This window comes from Variovorax sp. PAMC26660 (genome assembly GCF_014302995.1).
Taxonomy (GTDB): Bacteria; Pseudomonadota; Gammaproteobacteria; order Burkholderiales; family Burkholderiaceae_C; genus Variovorax.
The window spans coordinates 6,255,014-6,276,626 of the sequence record NZ_CP060295.1 but is presented as its reverse complement, the minus strand read 5'-3'; the positions used below and the strand labels follow the sequence as shown (position 1 = coordinate 6,276,626).

Annotated in this window: 18 protein-coding genes and 1 pseudogene; 5 read left to right on the top strand and 14 right to left on the bottom strand. The window is 62.8% G+C overall.

The features are described from left to right. The first annotated feature begins 31 nt into the window (after positions 1 to 31). Positions 32 to 1,201, top strand: a complete 1,170-nt coding sequence (locus H7F35_RS29490; RefSeq protein ID WP_187110047.1) for a tyrosine-type recombinase/integrase — start codon at positions 32 to 34, stop codon at positions 1,199 to 1,201. An 83-nt stretch (positions 1,202 to 1,284) separates the two neighbouring features. On the opposite strand, the gene H7F35_RS29485 is transcribed toward H7F35_RS29490, so the two are convergent. From H7F35_RS29485 to H7F35_RS29435, 11 genes are all read right to left on the bottom strand, one after another. Continuing rightward, complete coding sequence (locus tag H7F35_RS29485) at positions 1,285 to 1,500, bottom strand: DUF6868 family protein (protein ID WP_187110046.1); 216 nt, start codon at positions 1,498 to 1,500, stop codon at positions 1,285 to 1,287. A 112-nt stretch (positions 1,501 to 1,612) separates the two neighbouring features. Then, the gene (locus H7F35_RS29480) at positions 1,613 to 1,984 is read right to left on the bottom strand and encodes an STAS/SEC14 domain-containing protein (RefSeq protein WP_187110045.1); all 372 of its coding nucleotides are present in this window, start codon (positions 1,982 to 1,984) and stop codon (positions 1,613 to 1,615) included. A 341-nt stretch (positions 1,985 to 2,325) separates the two neighbouring features. Then, positions 2,326 to 2,598, bottom strand: a complete 273-nt coding sequence (locus H7F35_RS29475) for a hypothetical protein (RefSeq protein WP_187110044.1) — start codon at positions 2,596 to 2,598, stop codon at positions 2,326 to 2,328. A 296-nt stretch (positions 2,599 to 2,894) separates the two neighbouring features. Then, entirely contained in the window at positions 2,895 to 3,053 is a 159-nt protein-coding gene (locus tag H7F35_RS29470; RefSeq protein ID WP_187110043.1) for a DUF3309 family protein, read from the bottom strand. 76 nt (positions 3,054 to 3,129) lie between these two features. Further along, the gene (locus H7F35_RS29465) at positions 3,130 to 4,419 is read right to left on the bottom strand and encodes an NRAMP family divalent metal transporter (RefSeq protein WP_187110042.1); all 1,290 of its coding nucleotides are present in this window, start codon (positions 4,417 to 4,419) and stop codon (positions 3,130 to 3,132) included. A 43-nt stretch (positions 4,420 to 4,462) separates the two neighbouring features. Further along, complete coding sequence (locus tag H7F35_RS29460) at positions 4,463 to 5,143, bottom strand: Crp/Fnr family transcriptional regulator (protein ID WP_261803407.1); 681 nt, start codon at positions 5,141 to 5,143, stop codon at positions 4,463 to 4,465. A gap of 193 nt (positions 5,144 to 5,336) precedes the next feature. After that, positions 5,337 to 6,053: a Crp/Fnr family transcriptional regulator gene (locus H7F35_RS29455; RefSeq protein ID WP_187110040.1), complete on the bottom strand. Its 717-nt coding sequence runs from the start codon at positions 6,051 to 6,053 to the stop codon at positions 5,337 to 5,339. 165 nt (positions 6,054 to 6,218) lie between these two features. Beyond that, a complete protein-coding gene (locus H7F35_RS29450) occupies positions 6,219 to 6,470 on the bottom strand; it encodes a hypothetical protein (protein ID WP_187110039.1) in 252 nt (83 codons plus the stop codon). 36 nt (positions 6,471 to 6,506) lie between these two features. Beyond that, entirely contained in the window at positions 6,507 to 7,631 is a 1,125-nt protein-coding gene (locus H7F35_RS29445) for a sensor histidine kinase (protein ID WP_187110038.1), read from the bottom strand. A gap of 862 nt (positions 7,632 to 8,493) precedes the next feature. Then, complete coding sequence (locus tag H7F35_RS29440) at positions 8,494 to 8,715, bottom strand: hypothetical protein (protein WP_187110037.1); 222 nt, start codon at positions 8,713 to 8,715, stop codon at positions 8,494 to 8,496. 220 nt (positions 8,716 to 8,935) lie between these two features. Continuing rightward, positions 8,936 to 9,091, bottom strand: a complete 156-nt coding sequence (locus H7F35_RS29435; RefSeq protein ID WP_187110036.1) for a hypothetical protein — start codon at positions 9,089 to 9,091, stop codon at positions 8,936 to 8,938. Positions 9,092 to 9,469: 378 nt separating this feature from the next. Between H7F35_RS29435 and H7F35_RS29430 the strand changes: the two genes are divergently transcribed. Then, positions 9,470 to 9,763 (top strand): hypothetical protein, encoded by a 294-nt coding sequence (locus H7F35_RS29430; protein WP_187110035.1) that lies wholly within the window; start codon positions 9,470 to 9,472, stop codon positions 9,761 to 9,763. A 234-nt stretch (positions 9,764 to 9,997) separates the two neighbouring features. Further along, complete coding sequence (locus H7F35_RS29425; RefSeq protein WP_187110034.1) at positions 9,998 to 10,336, top strand: collagen-like protein; 339 nt, start codon at positions 9,998 to 10,000, stop codon at positions 10,334 to 10,336. A 336-nt stretch (positions 10,337 to 10,672) separates the two neighbouring features. On the opposite strand, the pseudogene H7F35_RS29420 reads toward H7F35_RS29425, so the two are convergent. The 3 genes and pseudogenes from H7F35_RS29420 to H7F35_RS29410 form a co-directional block, all read right to left on the bottom strand. After that, a pseudogene (locus H7F35_RS29420) lies at positions 10,673 to 10,981 on the bottom strand (tyrosine-type recombinase/integrase); the annotation flags it as partial. A 551-nt stretch (positions 10,982 to 11,532) separates the two neighbouring features. Beyond that, positions 11,533 to 14,781, bottom strand: a complete 3,249-nt coding sequence (locus H7F35_RS29415; protein WP_187110033.1) for an autotransporter outer membrane beta-barrel domain-containing protein — start codon at positions 14,779 to 14,781, stop codon at positions 11,533 to 11,535. Between the two features lie 184 nt (positions 14,782 to 14,965). Then, positions 14,966 to 15,217 carry a hypothetical protein gene (locus H7F35_RS29410; protein WP_187110032.1) on the bottom strand — a complete coding sequence of 84 codons (252 nt, stop codon included), beginning with the start codon at positions 15,215 to 15,217 and terminating at the stop codon, positions 14,966 to 14,968. Positions 15,218 to 15,900: 683 nt separating this feature from the next. Here H7F35_RS29410 and H7F35_RS29405 point away from each other — a divergent pair. Together H7F35_RS29405 and H7F35_RS29400 are read left to right on the top strand one after the other, a co-directional pair. Next, entirely contained in the window at positions 15,901 to 20,706 is a 4,806-nt protein-coding gene (locus tag H7F35_RS29405; RefSeq protein WP_410010738.1) for a YadA-like family protein, read from the top strand. Beyond that, on the top strand, positions 20,628 to 21,581 hold the full coding sequence (locus H7F35_RS29400; protein ID WP_261803405.1) for an OmpA family protein: 954 nt from the start codon (positions 20,628 to 20,630) through the stop codon (positions 21,579 to 21,581). Before H7F35_RS29405 ends, H7F35_RS29400 begins: the two co-directional genes overlap by 79 nt. Positions 21,582 to 21,613 lie beyond the last annotated feature (32 nt).

Sequence of the window (21,613 nt, the reverse complement as noted above, 5' to 3'; positions counted from 1 at the left end):
GGGTGTGTCCCTCCTGTGCGCGTAACTTCATATGAATGCCCTCGTCAGCCTCGATCAGATGATGGTGCCGGTCCACTTGGACGGTAGCCGTGGCCACAATCGCGCCGCCGGGCGCTCACAGCTGGCAGCGGCGGACGATCGCGGCGCCGTTTTGGCCTGGTTGGCCCGGTACTCCGACTCGCCGGCCACGCTGGCCAGCTACCGTAAGGAGGCCGAGCGCCTCATGCTGTGGTGCATCCTGCAGCGCGGCGCAGCCCTGTCGGACCTTGCGCATGAGGATTTATTGCTCTATCAGCGGTTCCTGAGCGATCCCCAGCCAATTGAACGCTGGGTCACGCAAGCAGTGCAAAGGCCCGGACGCAATTCATCCCTTTGGCGCCCGTTCGCTGGTCCACTGGGGGCCTCGAGCCAGCGGCAGGCACTGTCGATCCTCAATGGGATGTTTTCCTGGTTGGTGGAAGCCGGCTACTTGGCCGGCAATCCGTTGGCGCTGAGCCGGCGCAAGCGCCGGCAGGCTGCACCCCGCGTGAGTCGCTTTCTGCCAGAGGAACACTGGAATGTGGTGAAAGCCGCAATCGAAGCGATGCCCGTGAGCAGCGAGCGTGAAAGGCTGCACGCATCGCGCTGCCGATGGCTGTTCTCGCTGCTCTATATCGGCGGCCTGCGCGTGTCGGAGATCTGCAGCGCAGGCATGGATGGCTTCTTCAGTCGGCGAGGTGCCGATGGTCGTGAGCGCTGGTGGCTCGAAATCACTGGCAAAGGCGAAAAAACTCGCCTGATTCCGGCAACGGCCGAACTGATGTCCGAATTGATGCGCTATCGCAAAGCACATGGATTGAGTCCACTACCGCTTGCAGGTGAAGTTGTGCCGCTGCTGATGACGCTGATCTCGCCGATAAAACCAATGGCCCGTAGCGCGATCCATGAAGTAGTCAAAGGCGTCATGCGTCACGCCGCAACACAGTTGCGACAAGGAGGCGCTGAATTCGAAGCGGCCGCCACACATCTAGAACGGGCTTCTACGCATTGGATCAGGCACACGGCTGGCAGTCATCTCAGCGAAAAAGCCGATTTGAAAGTGGTTCGCGACAACCTCGGACACGCCAACATCAGCACGACCAGTATTTACCTGCACACCGAAGACGACGCCCGACACGATGCCACGGCGGCAGTGCATCAGGTCGGTTGGCGCGTGCCATAACCAGCATGAGCTGAGGTCGCATAAGCACACGAACAGGGCGAAGGTCCTTTTGCGCCTCAAATCGGCAAAGGGAGTGCACTGAGTTAGCTGATGTGACCTCCCAGGATGCGGAGGGCAACGTATGGCACCACGTTGAAAAGAAGAATGCCAACTTTGTAAATCGCCATGCATCCGTAGTGAATGCTGTCGAAGCGTTCGTCCGAAATATGAAACCAACGCCCGTGGAGCTTTCGCATCCAGGCATGCGCAAACCAGAAAGCAATAAACCATGCAAGCAGCACGGCGTAGTTGAGCACCATGCACCAAAGCTAGAAATCGCTCGCAAACTGAAGCCTCATTGCCCATTCTCCTTGGTGGCCACTTGCGGTCCATCGCCGCTACCTGAAGGGGCGGTTCAGCCCGCCCCCACAACTACTTCGCGGCGGGCTCCAGCCATTCCTGCGCCTTCACGTCATCGGAAAAGGGGAAATGTCGCACTTCGGCCGACGTGAAGTGCGCGCCGAGCAACTGCGCTATGCCAGCAAAGTGGCTATCCGTCACGATTGCGATTCGGTCAACCTCCTTGTGGTGGTCGCGGACAAAGTGCATGTGTGCGGTGAATCCGCCGAAGCTCTCCCATCCAGGGAAGCCCTTTGAGCGAATCAATACGCCTCTAAGCTTGGCGTGGTCGGAGAGATAACCATCGACAACAGCGCTGAGACCACCGAAGTCCTCCTTGCTCAGCGGCGCGCTAGGCTTGAGCACCAAGATGCCTTCGGGCTGCTGTATTGAGTATTCGAGCATGTGATTCTCCGTTTGGGTACTTCCACAGTACGCCGTCTGAGCGGACCACGCCGCTTCCTGGGATACACAAGTAGGCTGATGATGGTGCGGGCTTGCAGGCGGGGCAGTCCACTCCGCCAATCCTTCATCCATTCGCCCTAAACTTGAACCAGCGCGCTAAGCTGCCAGTTCAGACGCGCCGGGCTTCACTGAGGGCTCTGTCGCAGAGGTCGTACGGATCGTAGGTAGCGCGTGTATGCCACCTCCATCTGATCCGCGTAACCCGGCGACCAGCCGTAGCAGTCCTCCCTGCGACCCTACTGCTGGGAAACAAAACAGGTGGCGTCTTCAATGTTCTCGGATCAGCCCCGCTCATAGTGACCGGGCATGCGACGACCATTTTCGCCGCGGTGGGCTGGTACCCAGACCCTGTGCCCACGGTGGTGCTCTGCCATTGCATTTCGTTCGACTTGTCGGCGCTCCATCTCATTGCCGCCCCTGTCGCGCTGTTCGATGGCGCGTTGCATCATGGCGTCGTGATCCATTTCGCGCTCTTGACGTCGCTGCTCGATAGGCTGGCTCATGGCGACTGCGGATAAAGCGAGAGCCGCAACGGCAATCAGTACTTTTTTCATGATGGGTTCCTTTGTTGCACCGCGAAGCGGTACATGCGTCAAGCTATGCGCGCCCGTTCTGGCTGCCTGTAGGTAATTGGCTTCACTGCTGGCCCGTTGCAGAGCCGAGTGATCGTTGGTACTCGGACGGCGTCCGCGACGAACCAGCATTACCGGCCAGCAACATCACGCCTTCGTCGCAGCGCCGTTTGCCAATTGACTGTTCCGGGTTCATGAGCGGGAGCCCGCAGCTTTGCGCGCCGCGTTCATCGACACTCAGCATCAATTCTGCGAAAGACAGTGCTGTGGGCGCAGTGCTAAATGCGTCCCGTCAGCAGCAGAACGATCACGACCAGCAGGACGACGCCGAGAATTCCGCTCGGACCGTAACCCCAACTACGACTGTGCGGCCATGACGGAAACGCCCCGATCAGAACCAGAATCAGGATGACTAAAAGAATGGTGCCTATGCTCATGAATAGCTCCTTGGTTTTTGCTCTGCACCAAGTTACCAAGGCGGCACATCCCGGTCTGTTCTATATCGCACATACGTCATCGAAGCCGTAGCAACGTAACCAGCATCGCCACCACGGCAATCCCCATCATGGCCGTGGCCAGCCAGCCCAGGAGCGCCAGTTTTTTCGAGATGGTGAACTGCCCCATGACTTCGGGCCGCACAGCCATCAGCATGATCACGACCATGATCGGCACTGAGATGACGCCGTTGATGACGGCGCTCCAGTACAGCGCCTTGATGGGGTCGATCGCCGTGAAGCCCAGAGCCACCCCGAGCAGTGTCGAGATGGCGATGATTCCGTAGAACCGCTTGGCCCTCATGGGCGCGCGCTCGAGGCTGTTCTTCCATTTGAATGCGCCCGCCATGGCATAGGCGGACGACCCGGCCAGGACCGGAATCGCGAGCAGCCCGGTGCCGATGATGCCGGCGCTGAACAGCATGAACGCAAACTCGCCCGCAATGGGGCGCAGCGCCTGGGCCGCCTGCGCCGAGGTTTCGATTTCGGTGATGCCGTGCAGATGGAGCGTGACAGCCGTGGTCAGGATGATGAAGAACGCCACCAGGTTCGAGAACCCCATGCCGATGCACGTATCGATTCGGATGCGCCGAAGGTGCGGTTGCGCCTGCTCGGGTGCCTCGATCAGCGGCTTGGTCAGCGGGTCCCCAAGCTGGTCCTCGACCTCCTGGGACGCCTGCCAGAAGAACAGATAGGGACTGATGGTGGTGCCGAATATGGCCACCACGGTCGTGACGTAACCCGTGCTCCAAGACCCGCCGGGCACCAGCGTGCTGACGATGACCTGCCGCCAGGGGATGTGCACGACGAATGCCGTTGCCACGTACGCCAGCAGTCCCAGGGTGAGCCATTTGAGAATGCGAACATAGCGGCGGTAGGGAATGAAGACCTGCAGCAGGAGCGAGACGACCCCGAAGGCCACGGCATACAGCTGTGCCGGACCGCCAACGATCAGCTTCAGCGCCTCCCCCATGGCGGAAATGTCGGCGGCGATGTTGATCGTGTTCGCGATCAGCAAGAGGCCGACCACCGCATACAGGAGCCACGCCGGGTAGTGACGGCGGATGTTGGTGGCCAGCCCATGGCCACTTACCCGACCGATCCTTGCGCTCACCATCTGGATGCCGACCATCAGAGGGTATGTCAGCAGCACCGTCCACAGCGTGCCGAAGCCGAACTGCGCGCCCGCCTGGGAGTAGGTGGCAATGCCGCTCGGATCGTCGTCGGCCGCGCCCGTGATGAGTCCCGGGCCCAGCTTCCTGAGCCAGGACTTCTCAACGCTGTGGACGCTGGTTGGAGAGTCGGGCATGGCGTCGAACTTTCAGCGTGGCCTGGTCGTCTGGTGACCGATGTCAGCACAGAGCGTCGGTGTAGGCCTTCCGATCGGCCGCATAGCAGCCGCAAGCGGCAGCTTCCAGGCCGCGGCGGTCGAGCACCTGGAGGTCGCCGCGCTGGTACGCAATCAGCCCACCCTGCTGCAGGGCGTTGGCAGCCAGGGTGATACCCACGCGTCGCACGCCGAGCATGTAGGCCAGGAATTCATGCGTCACGCGAAAGCTGTCGGATTGGGCGCGGTCCTGGCTCATCAGCAGCCACCGGGCCAGACGTGGACCGATCTGGTGGAAGCGAAGGCATGCGGCCGAGGTGGTCAATTGAGCCATCAGCACGTAGAGATAGCGGTTCAGCACGCGCTGCAAGGCCGCGCTGCGTTCGAGCTCCTTTCGGAAGGCCCCGGCTTCAACGCGCCATGCCGTCCCAGTGCCTTGCACAATCGCTCGCAAGGGCGTCGTGGCCACCCCCAGCACCATCTGCGCACCGAGCATGCCTTCGCACCCGACCATCCCGACTTCGAGCTCCGGGCTGCCGCCGGTCAGCGTCAGCAGTGAAATGAAACCTTCCGTGGGGAAATAGGCGTGGCGCGTGGACTCTCCGGGCGTGCAGAGCACCTCGGCCAACACCAATTCAGCAGGTTCGCAGATGGCGAGGAAGCGCCGACGATCCCTGGCGGGGAGCAGTTCGATCAGTTGGTTCACGACTGCGGTCAATTCGCTCTCCAGTGCGTTGGCTACCCTTCTACGGGAAGGGGGCGAACCGAACGTCGTGCGGTGGCCGGATGCCGCACGGATCGGTGCAACGAGTCTGCAACCAGCGCCGGAAATTCACTGTTCGATAGCGCACACAGCGAAATGGTGTCGGCAATCGCCGGATCGACGTCACCCGGCGCGCCTACGCCGCCATCGTCTCAGGCAGAAGCCGGGCGTATTCCTTCTTGACCACCGCGTAGCACTCACAGGTGCGTTGCTCCAAGCCGCGTCGATCCAGCACTGAAATGTGACCACGCGCGTAGCGGATCAACCCGGCTTCCTGGAGCTTGAGTGCGCTTTCGGTCACGCCTTCGCGGCGCACGCCGAGCATGTTGGCAATCAGTTCCTGCGTCATCAGGAGTTCGTTTCCTTCCCGCCGGTCCAGGCTCAGCAGCAGCCAACGGCAAAGCTGTTGGTCCAGGGAGTGGTGTCGGTTGCAGACCGCCGTCTGCGCCATCTGCGTGATCAGCGCCTGGGTGTAGCGCAGCAACAGGTGAAGGATGGGGGGACGCGTGAATTCTTCCTTGATGGCCTGAGCCCTCAGTCGAAATCCTTGCCCCGCGCCTTGCACGACCGCGCGGCTGGGCGTGGATTCGCCGCCCATGAACAACGAGATACCGACGATGCCCTCGTTGCCAACCACGGCAATCTCGGCCGATGCACCGTTTTCCATCACGTACAGCAACGAAACGATGGCGCTGGTCGGAAAGTAAACGTGGTCCAACGTGATGCCTGACTCATACAGCACCTGGCCCAGCGGCATTGCTACCGCTTCGAGTTGCGGCAGCCAGCGTTGCCATTCGGCATCGGGCAGGGATGCCAGCAGATGGTTTTTCCTCGGGTCGATCGCAACGGACATCGCGCTCTCCAAGTGGCTCCGGAGATGAATCGGGATCCGGGTTCAGGCGCAGAGCCTTTCTCAGTATAGGCATCGGTACCATTTTTTTCGCCATCGCAAAAATCGGGCTTCTCGCGAGTACGCCAGCCGTTTCGCCCGCTATGGCACCCCGATGCCCAGCGCGAATCACGGTGTTGGGAGCGCGGCTTTCTTCCAAGAGCAGGATTTTTCGCTGGCGATGACCAAAGCGCCTTCGCGGGTGATTGCGCGGACAAGCACTGCTTCCGTCGCGAATGCTTTCGTCCCGACTTGCGTTTCAAGAGTCGCTTCGATCATGCCGCCTGCAACCAACCGCTTCGCCGCCGCAACATCTGCCGACAACGTGAGCCACCGAGGCGGTGTCATGCGTTCGATCCGCATCAGCAATTGAATGTCCATAGGAGTCCTTTGGGGGCAGAGAACGACATAGCCCAGTCATTGGAGCGAGTGGCGTGGCAGGCAGATGGTGAAAATGCAACCGCTGCCCGGTGCGTCCCGAACAGTCAGCGTGCCGAAGTCGGCCTCAACGCTTTGGCGGGCGATGGAAAGGCCCAGGCCAAGACCCGTCTTGTCATGGCTGTGCTGATTGAAGGGCGCGAACATCTTGGCGGCGCTGCCCGGCGGCAGCCCTCCGCAGTGATCCTCGACTTCGATCAATACGTGCTCGCCGAGCTCATAGGCCTTCAGGGCGACTTCGGTATGGGAGTGCGTGAACTTGAATGCGTTCTGCAGGAGGTTTGCCAATGCAGCAAGCAACAGTTCGCGATTTCCCCGGATCGCCAGAAGGGGAGCGACAGGCGGTACCTCGAAGGCGCAACCTGCGGCGATTGCAACAAGCTGGGCCGAGGTTTCGGCTTCCTTGATGAATGCGGCGATGGAGAAGGTCTGACGCTGTTCCGGCGCGCCGCTGCGCACCTCGGTGAGGGCCCGACTGATCAGGGTGCCCATCGCTGACAGGCTGCGCTTCAATACGGCCCCGGTGGCGCCGCCCACGGTCATGTTGCCGAGCTCAAGGGCGTGGATCGCCAGCGTTGCCGTCCCCAGCGAATTGCGCAGCTCGTGAACCAGGAACCCGAAACGTTCGGTGGCGTCGAGGCTTTGTCTCAGGGCGATTTGAGTGTCCCGCTGGGAGCTGAACTCGGTGACGGCGTCCGCAATGGCGTTGTCCAGACACCGATTCAGCGTCCGGAATTCTGTGACGGCGAACGGTGCGTCGCGTTCAAACGCCAAATCCGTGATCGCTTGGCAAAGGTCACCGTAGTCGTGGACAACTTGGTCTACGGTGTAACCCAGCTTCAGCAATTCCTTGCCGTGAGCGGTGGCGGTCACCCCCATTTCTGACAGGACCAACGAGTCCCCGCCGGATGGCCCTGAGATTCGGATGCTGTCGGCAGGCTTGTCGTCTTCTTCAGCCGCAAGGGTTCTTATCAGTTGCTCGAGGAACAACGGGATGCCGTTTGCCAACTGATGCTCGGTGGCGGCGCGCCGGGGCCTCTGTGCGACCTTCGCTTTGCACCGTGAAATCAGCTCTTCTCGGTTGTGGATGAGAAAGTTGCGCATATTCCGAGACCTTGACGGCTTTCGCCTGATTCACTCAATGAATGCCGCCTGCTTTTGCTTGGCAGGCGTACGCTCCATCGTTAGCTGGTCGGGGTGGAATTGTCTGTACGGTGACGAACATACCTGGCACTGCGGCCAAAGCCGAGCGCGGACTGCCTTCCGTGGCGGGCGCAGGAGAAAAGGACGGCCAGCCCAGACTGAGCAATCGATCTGCATGGCACGCGCTCGGAAGGCTTCGCCATATTGGCCGCCTTATTTCGTCGGCTCGGTCTCCGCAGGTGGTGTGACGATCACAGTGGTGGTTTCGCTGGGCTTGCCAGTCTCCCCCTTTTTGCCATCGACGCCCTGGGCACCTGCTACGCCCGGAGGCCCCGCAGGTCCGGGTACAGCCGCGGGTGCAGCTGGAACGGCGATCACTGCAGCAGGTCTATCGCACGCGGCCAAGCTCAGTGCGCCGAACAGCGCCAAAGTCAGTAATGAACGGTTCATGGGGAATCCTTTGAAGGCCCCTCAGGCTAGGCGCATTCCGAGTGCGAGACAGTGCGTCAGCGAACATAAAAGCAGAGAGTCAGCCCACGCACGGCATCTCGGCCTGTGCGCTTGCAACCGAGCGAAAAGCGCAGGCGGCAGGCTCGAACTGCCCGGCGGTGCGGCGATGCGGCGATGCGCGGCGGCAGTCGATCTGTTTCGCGCTTGACGGATTCGTAGCACTCGCGCATCTGCCGCTCGAGGCATAGTCGTCGCTTCCTAAGAGGTTGTACACCCGAGGCGCATGAAAATGGAGGTTCTGACATCTCCCGATCTCCTTCAGGGCCTACCTCCGATGCCCGAAGAAGGATAAAAGGACGCTCAAGCGCCTTGGCTATGGGGCGACTTGCCCTATGTCGGTGGCAAACCAGCGAAAGATCTTGGTCGGATTTTTCCAATCCATCGTGCTTCGAACGAACAGAAATCCGGATGCTGCGTTGCCGATCGCGTCGACGGGAATGCCGGCGGCATGCAACGCAGCCGCTTCTGCCTCAGCACTCATGTTGAGCGGAAGCTTCAGAGTGATGGTCGCGTTGTGGATGACTTGCTTTGGCACTGCTTTTCCTCCCGTGAGTGCGCTGGCACATTAGGAACGCGGCGGAAATCGGTCTGTGCGGTTCCGCACGTAAGGAGCGCTCTTTTTCATCAGGAGTAGGCTCTGATGAAGCGCAGGTAGGCACCCCACGGTAGCCCGGCACGCGGGCGGGTACGTGACCACTGCGCGCGGAACAGGCATAAAAATGCCCGCTTGAGGCGGGCACCGAAACGTCAGGAGTTCAGGATTTGCCGTGCTGCTTGGGGTCGGCTTGATGAGGCTCCGACTTGTGGGGCGGCTGGCCCTGCTGCCCCTGCTGCTTTTGCTTCTCCGGCTGAGATTGGTCCTGTTGTTTCTGCGGCTGTTGGGCCGGCTTCTTGTCTTGCTGGTTGGACATAGACGGATTCCTAGTGGCGCAGCGATATTGACTGCCAGTCCATTCAGCTACAACGACACCCTATGGCTGTAGGCGTTTGTCGGGATAGGGGGTAAGAAGTTGCGGGCTGCATCCCGTCACTCCTCGGGGCTGAACCTTCGATCCGAAGGCAGCCTTTGAGGTGGCTTCTTCATCGGCATTTGTCGGACAGTGACGGCCCGCCAGCATCGAGGCTCCGCTCTTGATTGAGCAGGCGCCTAAGCTACCCCTACCAGCGCTGGATGGCCGTCAATCAGATCATGGCGCGGCTCGGGCGCTCGGTCTGTGTGCTAGCGCACGGTCCAAACTTCCTCCCAGCGGTAGTGTCGCGGTTCCAACTCCCTCCAAATGGAGGACACCATGACCCCCTCCCAATTCACCGCTGAGTCCCTGCTTCGTACCTACCTCAATGGGCGCAGCATGCCGAAGATCCTTTGTGACGCAGTTGTATGGGCGATCGAAGCTCGACTGATCAGCAACGAGACGCCAACTCTCGATGAAACGCTGCGCCTTGACATCGACAACCATGCGGTAGCGCTTCCTGAGCGACCGATCGTGTGTGCCTTGCTGCGTCGCGTCGACGAGATTGAAGTCACAACGTATGCGAGCGCGAGGCATCCAGGCCACAGAGAGTTCGGAACCTCGGTGTATTGAGACGAGTGCTCGGGCTTCAGGGCTGCCCATCGCTTCTACGGGGCGATGACGGGCCGATTGATTGGTTGTGGATTGCAGGCACAAGTTCATGGCTCTCGGGCTTGGCGGCGTACCCGTAGGAGCGCAGGCCGTGTTCGAGGCTAAGAGCGCAAGCGAACAGACGATGACCACCCCCTCCAGAGAGAGTGATTAGCGCGGTCTTTTCTGCGTTTCACCCATTCCAAAGGAATCGTCATGAAGTACACACTGCCATCACTGCTCGTCCTTGGGTTGCTGGCGCTCGGCGCCTGTACCGGCCCCATGGGCCCTCAAGGCAACACGGGGTACACCGGCGCCACGGGCGCGAGAGGAAATACCGGCAACACCGGATACACCGGCGCCCAGGGCGAGACCGGCAATCAGGGCAACACCGGCAATACCGGCGCCACTGGCGACACGGGCAACCAGGGCAACCAGGGCAATCAAGGCGAGACCGGCAACCAGGGGAACACCGGTGCCACGGGGGCCAGGGGCAACACTGGCAGCAGGGGTTCCGGGGGCGGCACCGTCGTTGTCGTTCCTCCTGCACGCTGACGCGTCGCCCGGCGCGATCTTCTTTCAGGCGACTCGGGCGACCCGCCTTGGGTAACGGTGAAAAGCCATCAGCGCATCTTCACGCCGATGCTTCCGTTGAACCGTTCTTCGCCCGCGCGCCACTGCCCGAGGCCCACAGCTTGTCGACTTCGCCGTAGAGGTGCTACGTCCTGGTAGTCCAAGTTTTTATCCGCACCCCAGTGGATCAAGCCTCAACCGGCGCCGACACTTGAGTTGGCCCAGGCTCAGGTGACCGCGCTGCGCGTTGCGCCAGTCGGGGCCGTGGATGCGCAAGACGTCGGCAACTTCCAGGGCGCAGTGCGCCATGAAGGCAACCTATGCAGACAGCTTGTCCAGCGGACTGACAACCTCGCGCAGGACTTCGGTGGCCACATGTGTGTAGATCGATGTGGTCTTCAGCTTCTTGTGGCCCAGCATCACCTGGATCACTCGGATGTCCACTTTCTGCTCCAGCAGGTGCGTAGCGAAGCTGTGGCGCAGCGTGTGCATGGTGACGCACTTGTTGATCTTGGCCGCTTCGGCGGCGTCACGGACTGCCCGATTGAGCTGGCGCGCTGTCAAAGGATCGACCGGGTTCATGCCCGGGAACAGCCAGCCGCCCGGCAGCATCCTGCCTTGCGCATGACCGCATAGCCCGCTGCGCTGGCGACCGGCACAGCAAAGCTGAACACTCCGTTCGCCACATGGGACAGCGCGATGTTATCCCCCGCGTTGCTCTGCAGCACCAGGCCACGCCCTCTCACAATCAAAGCACGGGGAGTACAAGCGGAAGGTCAAATGCAAGGACGGTGTCGGAGCAACGTGGCGCGGGGAATGGAAGGATGAGTTTCGCGATGGCCCATGCAAGGTCAAGCTCGAGGCCAGCTGCGAGGTGTTCAAGGAAGAGGTCAAGCGTGAGGGGCGTCATTGCCTTGCAGGCGCGTTCCATACGCCCCAAGTCCGGGCCTTCAATCGTCAATCTGGCCCAGTCCGTGGACCGGAGTTGGTCGTCGATCAGCAGTGCCCCTTCCCCGGGGAGTGCGCGCAGGCCGCACGCAGGAAGGTTGGGACGCTCAGGCTGTCGACGAGAAAAGGGTTTACCCTAATCTCAAACTGCTACGTTTTGCACTGAAACCGAGATCACCCCAAACCGCACCGCGCCAAGAACGGATTCATGGCGCGGCGCGCGTTTATCACTACCACTTCATGCGCAACCCGAGCGAGCCCTGCACGGAAGTCTTCACATCCGTCGCGCCGCCCGAGGCCCACAGCTTGCCGATTTCGCCGTAGATGCTGGTGGTCTGGTTGAGCGCCAGCGTGAGGCCACCGGCCAGTTCGCCGACGGTCGAGCCGGTGCGGCTCGTGATGTCGGTCGTGGCGGCAGGTCCGATGAAGCGGGCGACGTCAGCGCCGCCGCTCGCCTTGTAGATGTTGAAGCGGCCGTACGGCTGCAGCGTGCCGAGGCTCGTGGAGATCTCGCCCTTCACGCGCACGCCGACGCGCGCGATCCAGCCGTCGTCGCTGTCCTGCCGCACGTTCGCACCGGAGATCGCGATGTCGTCCAGGCTCAGGTGCTGGCGAATCAACTGCAGTTGCGGCTCGATCTTCCAGCCGCTGTCGCCCATTGCGAATGCCTGGCCCACCTCGATGGATGCCGTCAGGCTGTCGCCCTTGCCCGAGCTGCGCTGAGTGGACAGCGGCTCGACGGTGTAACGGTGCCGCCCGGCCTGCAGCACGGCGTCGGCGTAGAAGCCCGAATCGGCGGTCCAGGTGCCGTAGGCGCCCAGGTACTGGCTGCGCAGGTCGTTGCCGCCGACGGCCAGGTTGGCGATGCCGCTCGCGAAGCCGCGGACCTTGATGTTGCCGTCCAGCTGGCCGACGTACACGCCGGCACGCCAGTTCGATGCGGCGAACAGGTCGGTGCCGGCCTGGAAGCCCTTGAGGTTGCCCTTGCTGTGCGGGTCGACGGTGCCTTGCTGGCGAATGTCGATGTCGGTGGCGATCACGCGGCCCCAGGCGCGGCGCCCGGTGTCGGTCGATGCGGCGGCGCCTGCCTTGACATCGTCGTCGCCGATGCGCTGGTGCAGGTTGCCGATCATGGCCAGGTCCGCCTGGCGCAGTTGACTGGGCAGTGCGGAGAGCAGCGGGACTTCGGCGCGATAGGCGGGCACTTGCACGGCGTTCGTGCCCGCGCCTGTCCCTGTCCCCGTGCCGCCTGTCGATCCGCCCGTGCCTGTTGTTGCCGTGGTGGTCGATCGCAGATACCAGTTTTCGCCGGCCCCGCTCGCGTCGGCGGCATAGAGGCGGTACTCGTAGGCGCCCGCATCGACGTGGCCGCCAGCGAGCGTGAACGCGTTTCGGGTGGTTTGCGCGGTCGTGGTGGCGCCGTTGAGTGCCGCGACCACCTCGATGCCGTTGCCCGTGGTCAACGCGCCCAGGCCGCCCAACTGGGTGATCTGCACGCTGGTGCTGCCGCTGGCCGAGGCGCTCGCGCCGTTGAGCACTAGCCGGTCGCTCACGCTGGTGCTGTCGCCCAGGAATGTGCCCAGCCGCAGCACGCCGCCGTTGCCCACATAGGCGCCGTTGACCGTGAGGGTGGTGCCCGGTGCGCTACCCACGAGCGAGACGGTGCCGCTGTTGGCGAGCGAGGCGACCGTCTGGCTGAAGCCCGCGAGGTCCAGCGTGGCGCCGCTGCGCACCGTGTGTGCCGAGGCTGCGCTGAAGGTGCCGGTGGCGCCGGCTTTCAGGGTGCCTTCGGCCACGTCGGTCGCGCCGGTGTAGCTGTTGGCGCCCGATAGCGTGAGGGTGCCGCCGCCGATTTTGGTGATGAAGCCGCCGCCGGTGATGTTGCCGCTGAGCGTGGCGCTGAAGCTGCCGGTGTCGATCACCGGGTCGTTGTTGCCGGTCAGCACCACGGCGTTGGCCAGGTTCAGGCCATCGGCGACGAAGCCGAGCGCGGTGCCGTCGTCCATGGCCAGCGCGCCGGTGCCCAGCGCCAGGTTGTTGCCGACGTTCAATCGACCCTGCTTGAGCGCCGTGCCGCCGGCATAGCTGTTGGCGGCGGTGAGCGTGGTGGTGCCGGCGCCTTGCTTGACCAGCGAGCCGGTGCCGCTGATCGTGCCTGACAGCGTGAGCGCATTCGAGCGGTTGATGGCCAGCGTCGCGTTGTTCACGATGTTGCCCACGATGCTGCCCGTGGTGCCGCCGCTGCCCAGCTGCAGCGTGCCCGCGGTGATGGTGGTGGTGCCGGTGAAGGCCTGGTCCTGCGTCAGCGTGAGCGTGCCCGCGCCGGTCTTCTCGATGCCGCCCGTGCCGCTGACAAGCCCGGCGTAGGTCGCGTTGTCGGGCTGGGCGAAGCGCACCAGCCCGTTGTCGGTGATTGCTGCTGGCGCGAATTGCGCGCTGCTCTGCAACACGCCGCCCGAGCCGACGGTCATGCTGCCCGTATAGGTGCTGGCATCGGCGCCCAGGATCAGGGTGCCGCCATTGACGGTCGCGCTGGTGACGCCCGAAGACGGCAGCGCCACGTTGAAAGTCCAGACCCCGGCATTGCTCTGCAGGGTCTGGAACCCGGCCAGGGAAAGCGGCGCAAACGTCGAGGCGCCGCCGTCCACGCTTTCGAGCGTGAGAAGGTTGGCTCCGCCTCCGCCGCTGATGTTGCCGGTGATCGAGGACCCGGTGTAGACGTGCAGCGAATCGTTGCCGTTTGCGAAGTTGAGCGACCCGATGACGCTGCCCTTATTGGTGAAATCGACGGCCGAGGTGCCGTTGGCGCCGAACACCGTGGCGGTACCGGGGTTGCTGCTGCCCGCTACATAGCCCGCTTCCATCGTGCCGGTGTTGAGAATGGTGTTGTTGCCGGAGTTCGCCTGGAACCAGATCGCCGCGTGGGTCGATCGCACGGTTCCGTGATTGATGATCGTGTTGCCGCTGCCGACGGGATTGACGGCCTCCGAATTGCCGGCAGTTCCATCCGCGAAGACGTTCGCGTTCTGCTCGATAGTGAGGATGCTGTTGCTGTTGAATTCGATCGTATTGGCGCCGATGCCGCCGGGGTACGGACTGTTGCCGCCGGTAGAGCTGTTCTGGACCGTGGCGCCATTGCGAACCGTGATGACGGCGTTGTTGCCAAGGCTGATCGCGGAGCTGTTACCCGTGTCGACCAGCGCACCTGACTGGACATCCACCGAGGTGTTGGCGGCCGTGGCCGGCCCCGTCCCCACGGTCGTGCTTTGCGCTCCCCCCGTCGTGCCGCAGGTGATGGCCGCGCCCGCGGCCACGCAATCCGCTGCAGCCGGCATCGACACCGCAGCCAAGGCAATGGCCACCGCTGCACCTGCCGCGCTGGCTGTGGTGCGTGCCTTTGCATGACCGCGGCTCAACTCCGATGCCACTGTCCATGCCGCGAGAGCATCGTTCCACACGATGCGAAAGACTCTGTTCATGATGTTCCTGGTTGGTTCCGCCGCCGCGGGGTAGCAACGCTGTCCCAGCCAAGATCAGGAAGAACGGCCTATGCCGAACAAGCCCTATGTACCGGAGCGCCGAGCGTGAGCGCGCGAGCATATGTAACAAGTGTTCGGCTGCGGTAGATGCATAGTTAACATTATTTTTTCTTTGTTAACTACATCACATAAAAGAGGCGATTTTGAATTCTTCCTGAAAGTCTCGTCGACGGAACGCAACAGGTTGTTGGAAGCCCTCGCTGGTGCGGCGGCTTGCTGCAAACAAAGCATAGCGGTACGTTTTTTCTGTGCGAACGGCGGAACCCTGTCGCGCCTGCAGATGTGTTTGACGATTGCGCCGGATTTGCTGTCCGAAGCATGGGCTTTTATGTTCAGAGAGCTTTGCAACATTCACGGCCTGCGAGTCTTTGGACATTTGCCCAGGCATTAGTTCGGAAGCGTTGCTAAAGAGCCATGGACGTGACGGTTTGGCTGCCGGGCATGCCTTCATGAAATTGAAAAGACGGTCTAGCTTCGTCGCTTCCTCGCTTTGTCGAAGACAGCACCTGCCGAGAGCCAGACACCGCACTTGCCCCTCCGTCGCGGGTGAATCAATACCTTATCTTTATTAAAAAAAGCGCCACTGCACTAGGTGCGTGGCGCTGAAGACCGGTCATATCAAAGGATGGGGGAAAAGGGGATGACCGGCCAAGACAAAGTGTACTGGTCGCCGTCAGCCTTACGCCAGTGGTCTTGGAGGCGGTACGACAGCATGTCGCGGCGCTATTCCTCTTTCAATAAGCTTTCAACAATGCACCAAAAATATGCAACGCCCCAAAAACGTGCTTGCTTCTAAATATTGATTACAACAAATAACCACATTGAATGGATCCAAAAAGTGTGGTAATGGCGTTATTCTTCGGTAACTTAGTGTTTCTATGAAAATCTGATAGTCGATTGAAATTTTAAATCAATTCAACATAATGACTCCAAAATGCGACACGACTAGTTGAAATCACCTGCCGTCCTTCTAAGATTTATTCAGAAACAATAATTTCTAAGTATTTCGCGCGACCGAATGGTCTTACGACCTTTCAATAGTTTTTTCTAAACGGATGGATGGGGCACATGAACACAACTTATCGCTCGCTCTGGAATGAATCCCTTGGCGCCTGGGTCGCGGCGTCGGAGCTCACTTGCTCCCGCGGCAAACGCAGCGGGAGTTGCGTGGCAGCCAGTGCGCTCACGCTGTCGCCATCGCGGCGTCTGCGCTCAGGGATCGTGACCGCGCTGTTGACGCTGGGCGGGCTTGGAGGGGTCTCTCTGGCGCAGGCACAGGTGAACTGCACTGCGGCGCCGTACTACGTCTACAGCGGCAGCTCGACGTGCGCGGGTACTCAGTCCCAAGCGACTTTCGGCGGAGCCACTGCCATAGGTTTTAACGCCCTCAGTACGGGGCTGAATGCCACCACTCTCGGCTACCAGGCCCTTGCCTCTGCGACCAACGCCCTTTACCTGGGTGCGCGCACCGCCGCCGGGACAGGTGCATTGGCCCAGAGCGCCATTGCGATCGGCACAGACGTGACCGCCAGTGGACAGGCTGCCGTTGCCGTCGGCGTCCAATCTCAAGCAACTGGCGAAGCAGCCACCGGCGTCGGGTCCCTCGCTCGGGCGCTAGGGAAGAGTTCGTTGGCGCTCGGAACACAAGCGCTCGCTATGGGGGAAAGCACAGTTGCGGTCGGCCAGGGTGCGGGTGCGGGCTCGACGATCGCCAATACGGGTTCGATCGCAATGGGGACCGCCACCGGAACGCTGGTCAGCGGCGCGCTGAACACCGCCGTGGGGGGAGGCACTCCAAGCGTGATGCGGGGCGCGGGTTCGGGCGTCACGGGAACGCGCAACGTCGCCTTCGGCACAGGCGACGGCACGGTCGCCTACGACGCAACCTTGAAGGCTGCGGCAGGCAGCCTGGTCAGCGGCAACGACAACATCGCCGTCGGCACCAACGCAGGCATCGGCGTCACGAGCAACGCGACAACGTCGATCGGCCTGAACGCGATCGCGAGCCTGGAGAACGCGATCGCCATCGGCAGCAATGCCCGGGCGAATGCGGTCGAAGCGGTTGCAATCGGGACCAACGCTACCGCCACCGGCGGTCGCTCGGTCTCCATCGGCTCCGGCAACGTTGCCAACGGCAACGGCGCGGTGGCGATCGGCGACCCGAACACCGCGACTGGCAACGGCGCGGTGGCGAACGGCATGGACAACACTGCCACCGGCGACGGTTCGGTGGCCATGGGCAACACCAACAAGGTCGGTGGCGGCGGACAGGATGTGGGCGTCGCCGGCACGGCGGCACAAGGCGCGGTCGGCATCGGCTACCAGAACACGGTGGTCGGCCAAGGCAGCGTGGCGATCGGCAGCACCAGCAAGGCGCTGGCCGCGGGCGCGGTCGCGTTCGGCGACACGGCAGTGGCGAACAACGCTCGGGACGTGGCGCTAGGCTCCGGGTCGGTCACTGCAACAGCGGTGGGCACGCCCAGCGCGACGATCAACGGCAAGCTCTACAACTTCCAGGGCATCGCGCCGACGAGCACGGCCAGCGTCGGCGCGGCGGGCGCCGAACGCACCATCACCAACGTCGCGGCCGGCAGGATTTCCGGGACCTCGACAGATGCCATCAACGGGAGCCAGCTGAATGCCACCAATTCAGCGATCACCGATGTGTCGACCGTGGCGAACAAGGGCTTCAACGTGACGACGGGAGCGACAGGCACCGGGACGGTGACCGGTACGAGCGTGTCGAACGTGGCGCCCGGCGGCACGGTGACATACACCGCCGGCAACAATATCGCGCTGACCCAGGCGGGCAACGCAGTCACCATCGCCACCAGCGCCACGCCTTCGTTCACCAGTGTGACGACAGGCAACACGACGTTGAATACCAACGGTGTCACGATCGTCGGCGGCCCGAGCGTGACGACCACCGGCATCAATGCCGGTGGCACGCAGATCACGAACGTGGCGGCGGGGACGGCCGCCACGGATGCTGTCAACCTGAACCAGCTGACCACCACGGTAGCTGCCAGCAAGACCAAGTACTACCAGGTCAACTCCACAGGTGGGGGCAACGAAGCCAACGACGGTGCGACCGGCACCGATGCCATCGCATCGGGCAAGAACGCAACGGCCGCAGGTACCTCCAGCGTGGCCATGGGTCTGGGCGCCACGGCCGGCACGGCCAACAGCGTGGCGCTGGGCGCGGGCTCGGTCACGGCGACGGCAGTGGCGACGCCGAGCACGACGATCAACGGCACGGTACACAACTTCCAGGGCATCGCGCCGGTGGGCACGGTCAGCGTCGGCGCAGTCGGCGCCGAACGCACGATCACCAACGTGGCGGCTGGTCGGATCTCCGGCACGTCGACCGATGCGATCAACGGCTCGCAGCTGTCCGCCACCAACTCGGCGATCGCCGACGTGGCAACGACAGCGGGCAAGGGATGGAACCTGAGTGCCAATGGCGAGGCGACGCCGCAAAACATTGCGCCAGGCGGGACGGCGGATTTCGCCAACGGCAGCAACACGACGGTCACGCGCACGGGCAACCAGATCAAGGTCGATGTGGTGGCAGATCCCGTCTTCAATTCCGTGACCACGGGCAACACGAAGATCGACAACAATGGCCTGACCATCGTGGGTGGCCCGAGCGTGACCTTGACCGGCATCAATGCCGGCAGCAAGGTGATCACCAATGTGGCGCCCGGCGTGGCCGGCACCGATGGCGTGAATGTCAACCAGCTGACCAGCACGGTGGCCGGCAGCAAGACCAAGTACTACCAGGTCAATTCCACGGGCGGGGGCAACGAAGCCAACGACGGCGCGACCGGTGCCGATGCCATCGCATCGGGCAAGAACGCAACGGCCGCTGGTGCCTCCAGTGTGGCCATGGGCCTGGGCGCCACGGCTGGCACGGCCAACAGCGTGGCGCTGGGTGCGGGCTCGGTCACGGCAACAGCGGTCGGCACGCCCAGCACAACGATCAACGGCACGACCTACAACTTCCAGGGCATCGCGCCGGTGGGCACGGTCAGCGTCGGTACGGTCGGCGGCGAACGCACGATCACCAACGTGGCGGCCGGCCAGATTTCCAGGACCTCGACTGATGCCATCAACGGCAGCCAGTTGTTTGCCACCAATTCAGCGATCACCGATCTGTCGGTCGTGGCGAACAGGGGCTTCAACCTGACGACGGGAGCGACCGGCACCGGCACGGTGACCGGCACGAGCGCGTCGAACGTGGCGCCCGGCGGCACGGTGACGTACACCGCTGGCGACAACATCGCGCTGACCCAGGCGGGCAACACGGTCACCATCGCCACCAGCGCAACGCCTTCGTTCACCAGTGTGACGACAGGCAACACGACGATGAACGCCAATGGCATCACGATCGTCGGTGGCCCGAGCGTGACGACCACCGGTATCAATGCCGGTGGCACGCAGATCACGAACGTGGCGGCCGGTACGGCGGCCACGGATGCCGTCAACCTGAGCCAGCTGACCACCACGGTGGCCGGCAGCAAGACCAAGTACTACAGCGTCAACTCCACGGGCGGGGGCAACGAGGACAACCTCGGCGCCACAGGTGCCGACGCCATCGCCTCGGGCAAGGACGCCAGCGCAACCGTCGCGGGCTCGGTGGCCATCGGCTCAGGCTCCGTCTCCGACCGCGCCATCGCAGGCAGCACTGGCAACATCCCCGCGGGCAGCTCGCTGATCCCCTTCAACACAACCGACCGCACGCTGCTGGGCGCGCTCTCTGTCGGCAGCGCCACCACCTACCGCCAGATCACCAACGTGGCCGACGGCACCCAGGCCCAGGACGCCGTCACGGTGCGCCAGCTCAGCGGTGCATTGCAGTCCTTTGCGGTCACGCCCATCCAGTACTTCCATGCCAACTCCACTGCAGCCGATTCGCTGGCCATCGGCGCGGAGTCGGTGGCGGTCGGCCCGCAGACGGTGGTCAACGGCAACAACGGCGTGGGCATCGGCAACGGCGCCGTGGTGCAGCAAAGCGCGCCGGGCGGCATTGCGGTCGGCCAGGGCGCGACATCGCACCTCGCCGATTCGATTGCCATGGGCACGAACGCGTCGGCGGCGGCCGTCCAGGGCGTGGCACTGGGCGCGGGCAGCAGCGTGACGCAGGCTGGTGGCGTGGCTTTGGGCGCAGGCTCCGTGGCTTCGACGGGGTCGGGCGTTGCAGGCTACATACCGCCCACTGCAACCGACGCGCAGCGCATCGCCATCGGCGCGACCACCAGCACGCTGGCGGCCGTCTCGGTGGGCGATGCGGCCAATGGCCAGTTCCGCCAGATCACCGGCGTGGCCGCGGGCACGGCCAACAGCGATGCGGTCAACGTCTCACAGTTGCGAGGCGTGCAAGGCCAGGTGGCGGTGATCGACCAGTCGACGGTCAAGTACGACACGAACCCGGATGGATCCATCAACTACAACAGCGTGAGCATGGGCGGCAGCAATGCCACTGGCCCGGTCACCGTGCACAACGTGGCGCCGGGCGTGGCGGGCACCGATGCCGTCAACGTCAACCAACTCAACAGCGGCATCGCGGGGGCCAACGCGTATACCGATGCACGCGTCAATGCCCTCGGCGGTGAGATCCGCAGCATCGCCAAAGATGCCAGTGCGGGCACCGCCGGTGCGATGGCCATGGCCAACATGCCGCAGGCCTACATTCCGGGCAAGAGCATGGTGGCCGCGGGTGTCGCGAGCTTTGACGGACAGGCGGCACTTGCCATCGGCGTGTCGAAGCTTTCGGACAACGGCAGGTGGGTCGTGAAGTTCAGCGGATCGGCCAATTCGCGCGGGAAGGTCGGCATGGCAGCCGGCGCGGGCTTCCATTGGTAAGCCGACTGCAAAAAAAGAGGAACAACATCATGAAAACTCAATTCCATCGCTTCTCGGCCGCCGCAGTGGGGGCTGTAGCACTGCTGGTGCTTCAGGGCTGCAGTTCCTATGTGAGCAAGGGCATCACCGACGACGGGAAAGCCACGGAAGTGGTTTTTCCGAACATCGACAACGATGCGTGGCTCAAGGAAGGCACGTTTCCGAATCTCGATAACCTGCGTGCCGTGGCGCCCGGTGTCACGAAGGACCAACTGTATGACCTGCTCGGTCGGCCACATTTCAGAGAAGGCTTGGCGGGCCCGCGCGAATGGGACTACATCTTTCATTTCCGCAAGGCTGGTGGCGGAGTGACCACCTGCCAGTACAAGGCGATTTTCGACAAGGACTACAAGGCGCAGACCTTCCATTGGCTGCCGGCTGGTTGCGGCGATGTGCTGGCAGCCCGTCCGATACCAGTGGTCGAACGGCAGGCCGCTGCGGGCCTGGCCGCACCGCGCAGGACCACGCTGGGTGCCGATGGCCTTTTCCGCTTCGACGGTCGCTCGCTGGCCGACTTGCTGCCTGAAGGGCGGCGCAAGCTGGACGGGCTGGCAAGCGACATCAAAGGCAGCGTCACGTCGGTGCAGTCAATCAAGCTGACCGGCCATACCGACCGGCTCGGCAGCAGCACCTACAACGAGGCGCTCTCGCTCGCTCGCGCCAACACCGTCCGCGACTACTTGATACAGGCCGGCGTGCCGGCTCAGACCATGCAGGTCCAGGGCAAGGGCGAATCGGAACCGAAGGTGCAATGTGCGCAGACAAGGCGAGTGGAACTTATCGACTGTCTTGCGCCGAACCGTCGCGTCGAAATTGAGGTGTTCGCAGAGCGATGAGCTCGGCGAGGGGCCCTGCCGATCAATCGAGC

Coding starts and splice junctions, on each gene's coding strand:
- H7F35_RS29490 (WP_187110047.1), top strand. CDS start 32: ATGAATGCCCTCGTCAGCCTCGATCAGATGATGGTGCCGGTCCACTTG.
- H7F35_RS29485 (WP_187110046.1), bottom strand. CDS start 1,500: ATGGTGCTCAACTACGCCGTGCTGCTTGCATGGTTTATTGCTTTCTGG.
- H7F35_RS29480 (WP_187110045.1), bottom strand. CDS start 1,984: ATGCTCGAATACTCAATACAGCAGCCCGAAGGCATCTTGGTGCTCAAG.
- H7F35_RS29475 (WP_187110044.1), bottom strand. CDS start 2,598: ATGAAAAAAGTACTGATTGCCGTTGCGGCTCTCGCTTTATCCGCAGTC.
- H7F35_RS29470 (WP_187110043.1), bottom strand. CDS start 3,053: ATGAGCATAGGCACCATTCTTTTAGTCATCCTGATTCTGGTTCTGATC.
- H7F35_RS29465 (WP_187110042.1), bottom strand. CDS start 4,419: ATGCCCGACTCTCCAACCAGCGTCCACAGCGTTGAGAAGTCCTGGCTC.
- H7F35_RS29455 (WP_187110040.1), bottom strand. CDS start 6,053: ATGTCCGTTGCGATCGACCCGAGGAAAAACCATCTGCTGGCATCCCTG.
- H7F35_RS29450 (WP_187110039.1), bottom strand. CDS start 6,470: ATGGACATTCAATTGCTGATGCGGATCGAACGCATGACACCGCCTCGG.
- H7F35_RS29445 (WP_187110038.1), bottom strand. CDS start 7,631: ATGCGCAACTTTCTCATCCACAACCGAGAAGAGCTGATTTCACGGTGC.
- H7F35_RS29435 (WP_187110036.1), bottom strand. CDS start 9,091: ATGTCCAACCAGCAAGACAAGAAGCCGGCCCAACAGCCGCAGAAACAA.
- H7F35_RS29430 (WP_187110035.1), top strand. CDS start 9,470: ATGACCCCCTCCCAATTCACCGCTGAGTCCCTGCTTCGTACCTACCTC.
- H7F35_RS29425 (WP_187110034.1), top strand. CDS start 9,998: ATGAAGTACACACTGCCATCACTGCTCGTCCTTGGGTTGCTGGCGCTC.
- H7F35_RS29415 (WP_187110033.1), bottom strand. CDS start 14,781: ATGAACAGAGTCTTTCGCATCGTGTGGAACGATGCTCTCGCGGCATGG.
- H7F35_RS29410 (WP_187110032.1), bottom strand. CDS start 15,217: ATGTCCAAAGACTCGCAGGCCGTGAATGTTGCAAAGCTCTCTGAACAT.
- H7F35_RS29405 (WP_410010738.1), top strand. CDS start 15,901: ATGGGGCACATGAACACAACTTATCGCTCGCTCTGGAATGAATCCCTT.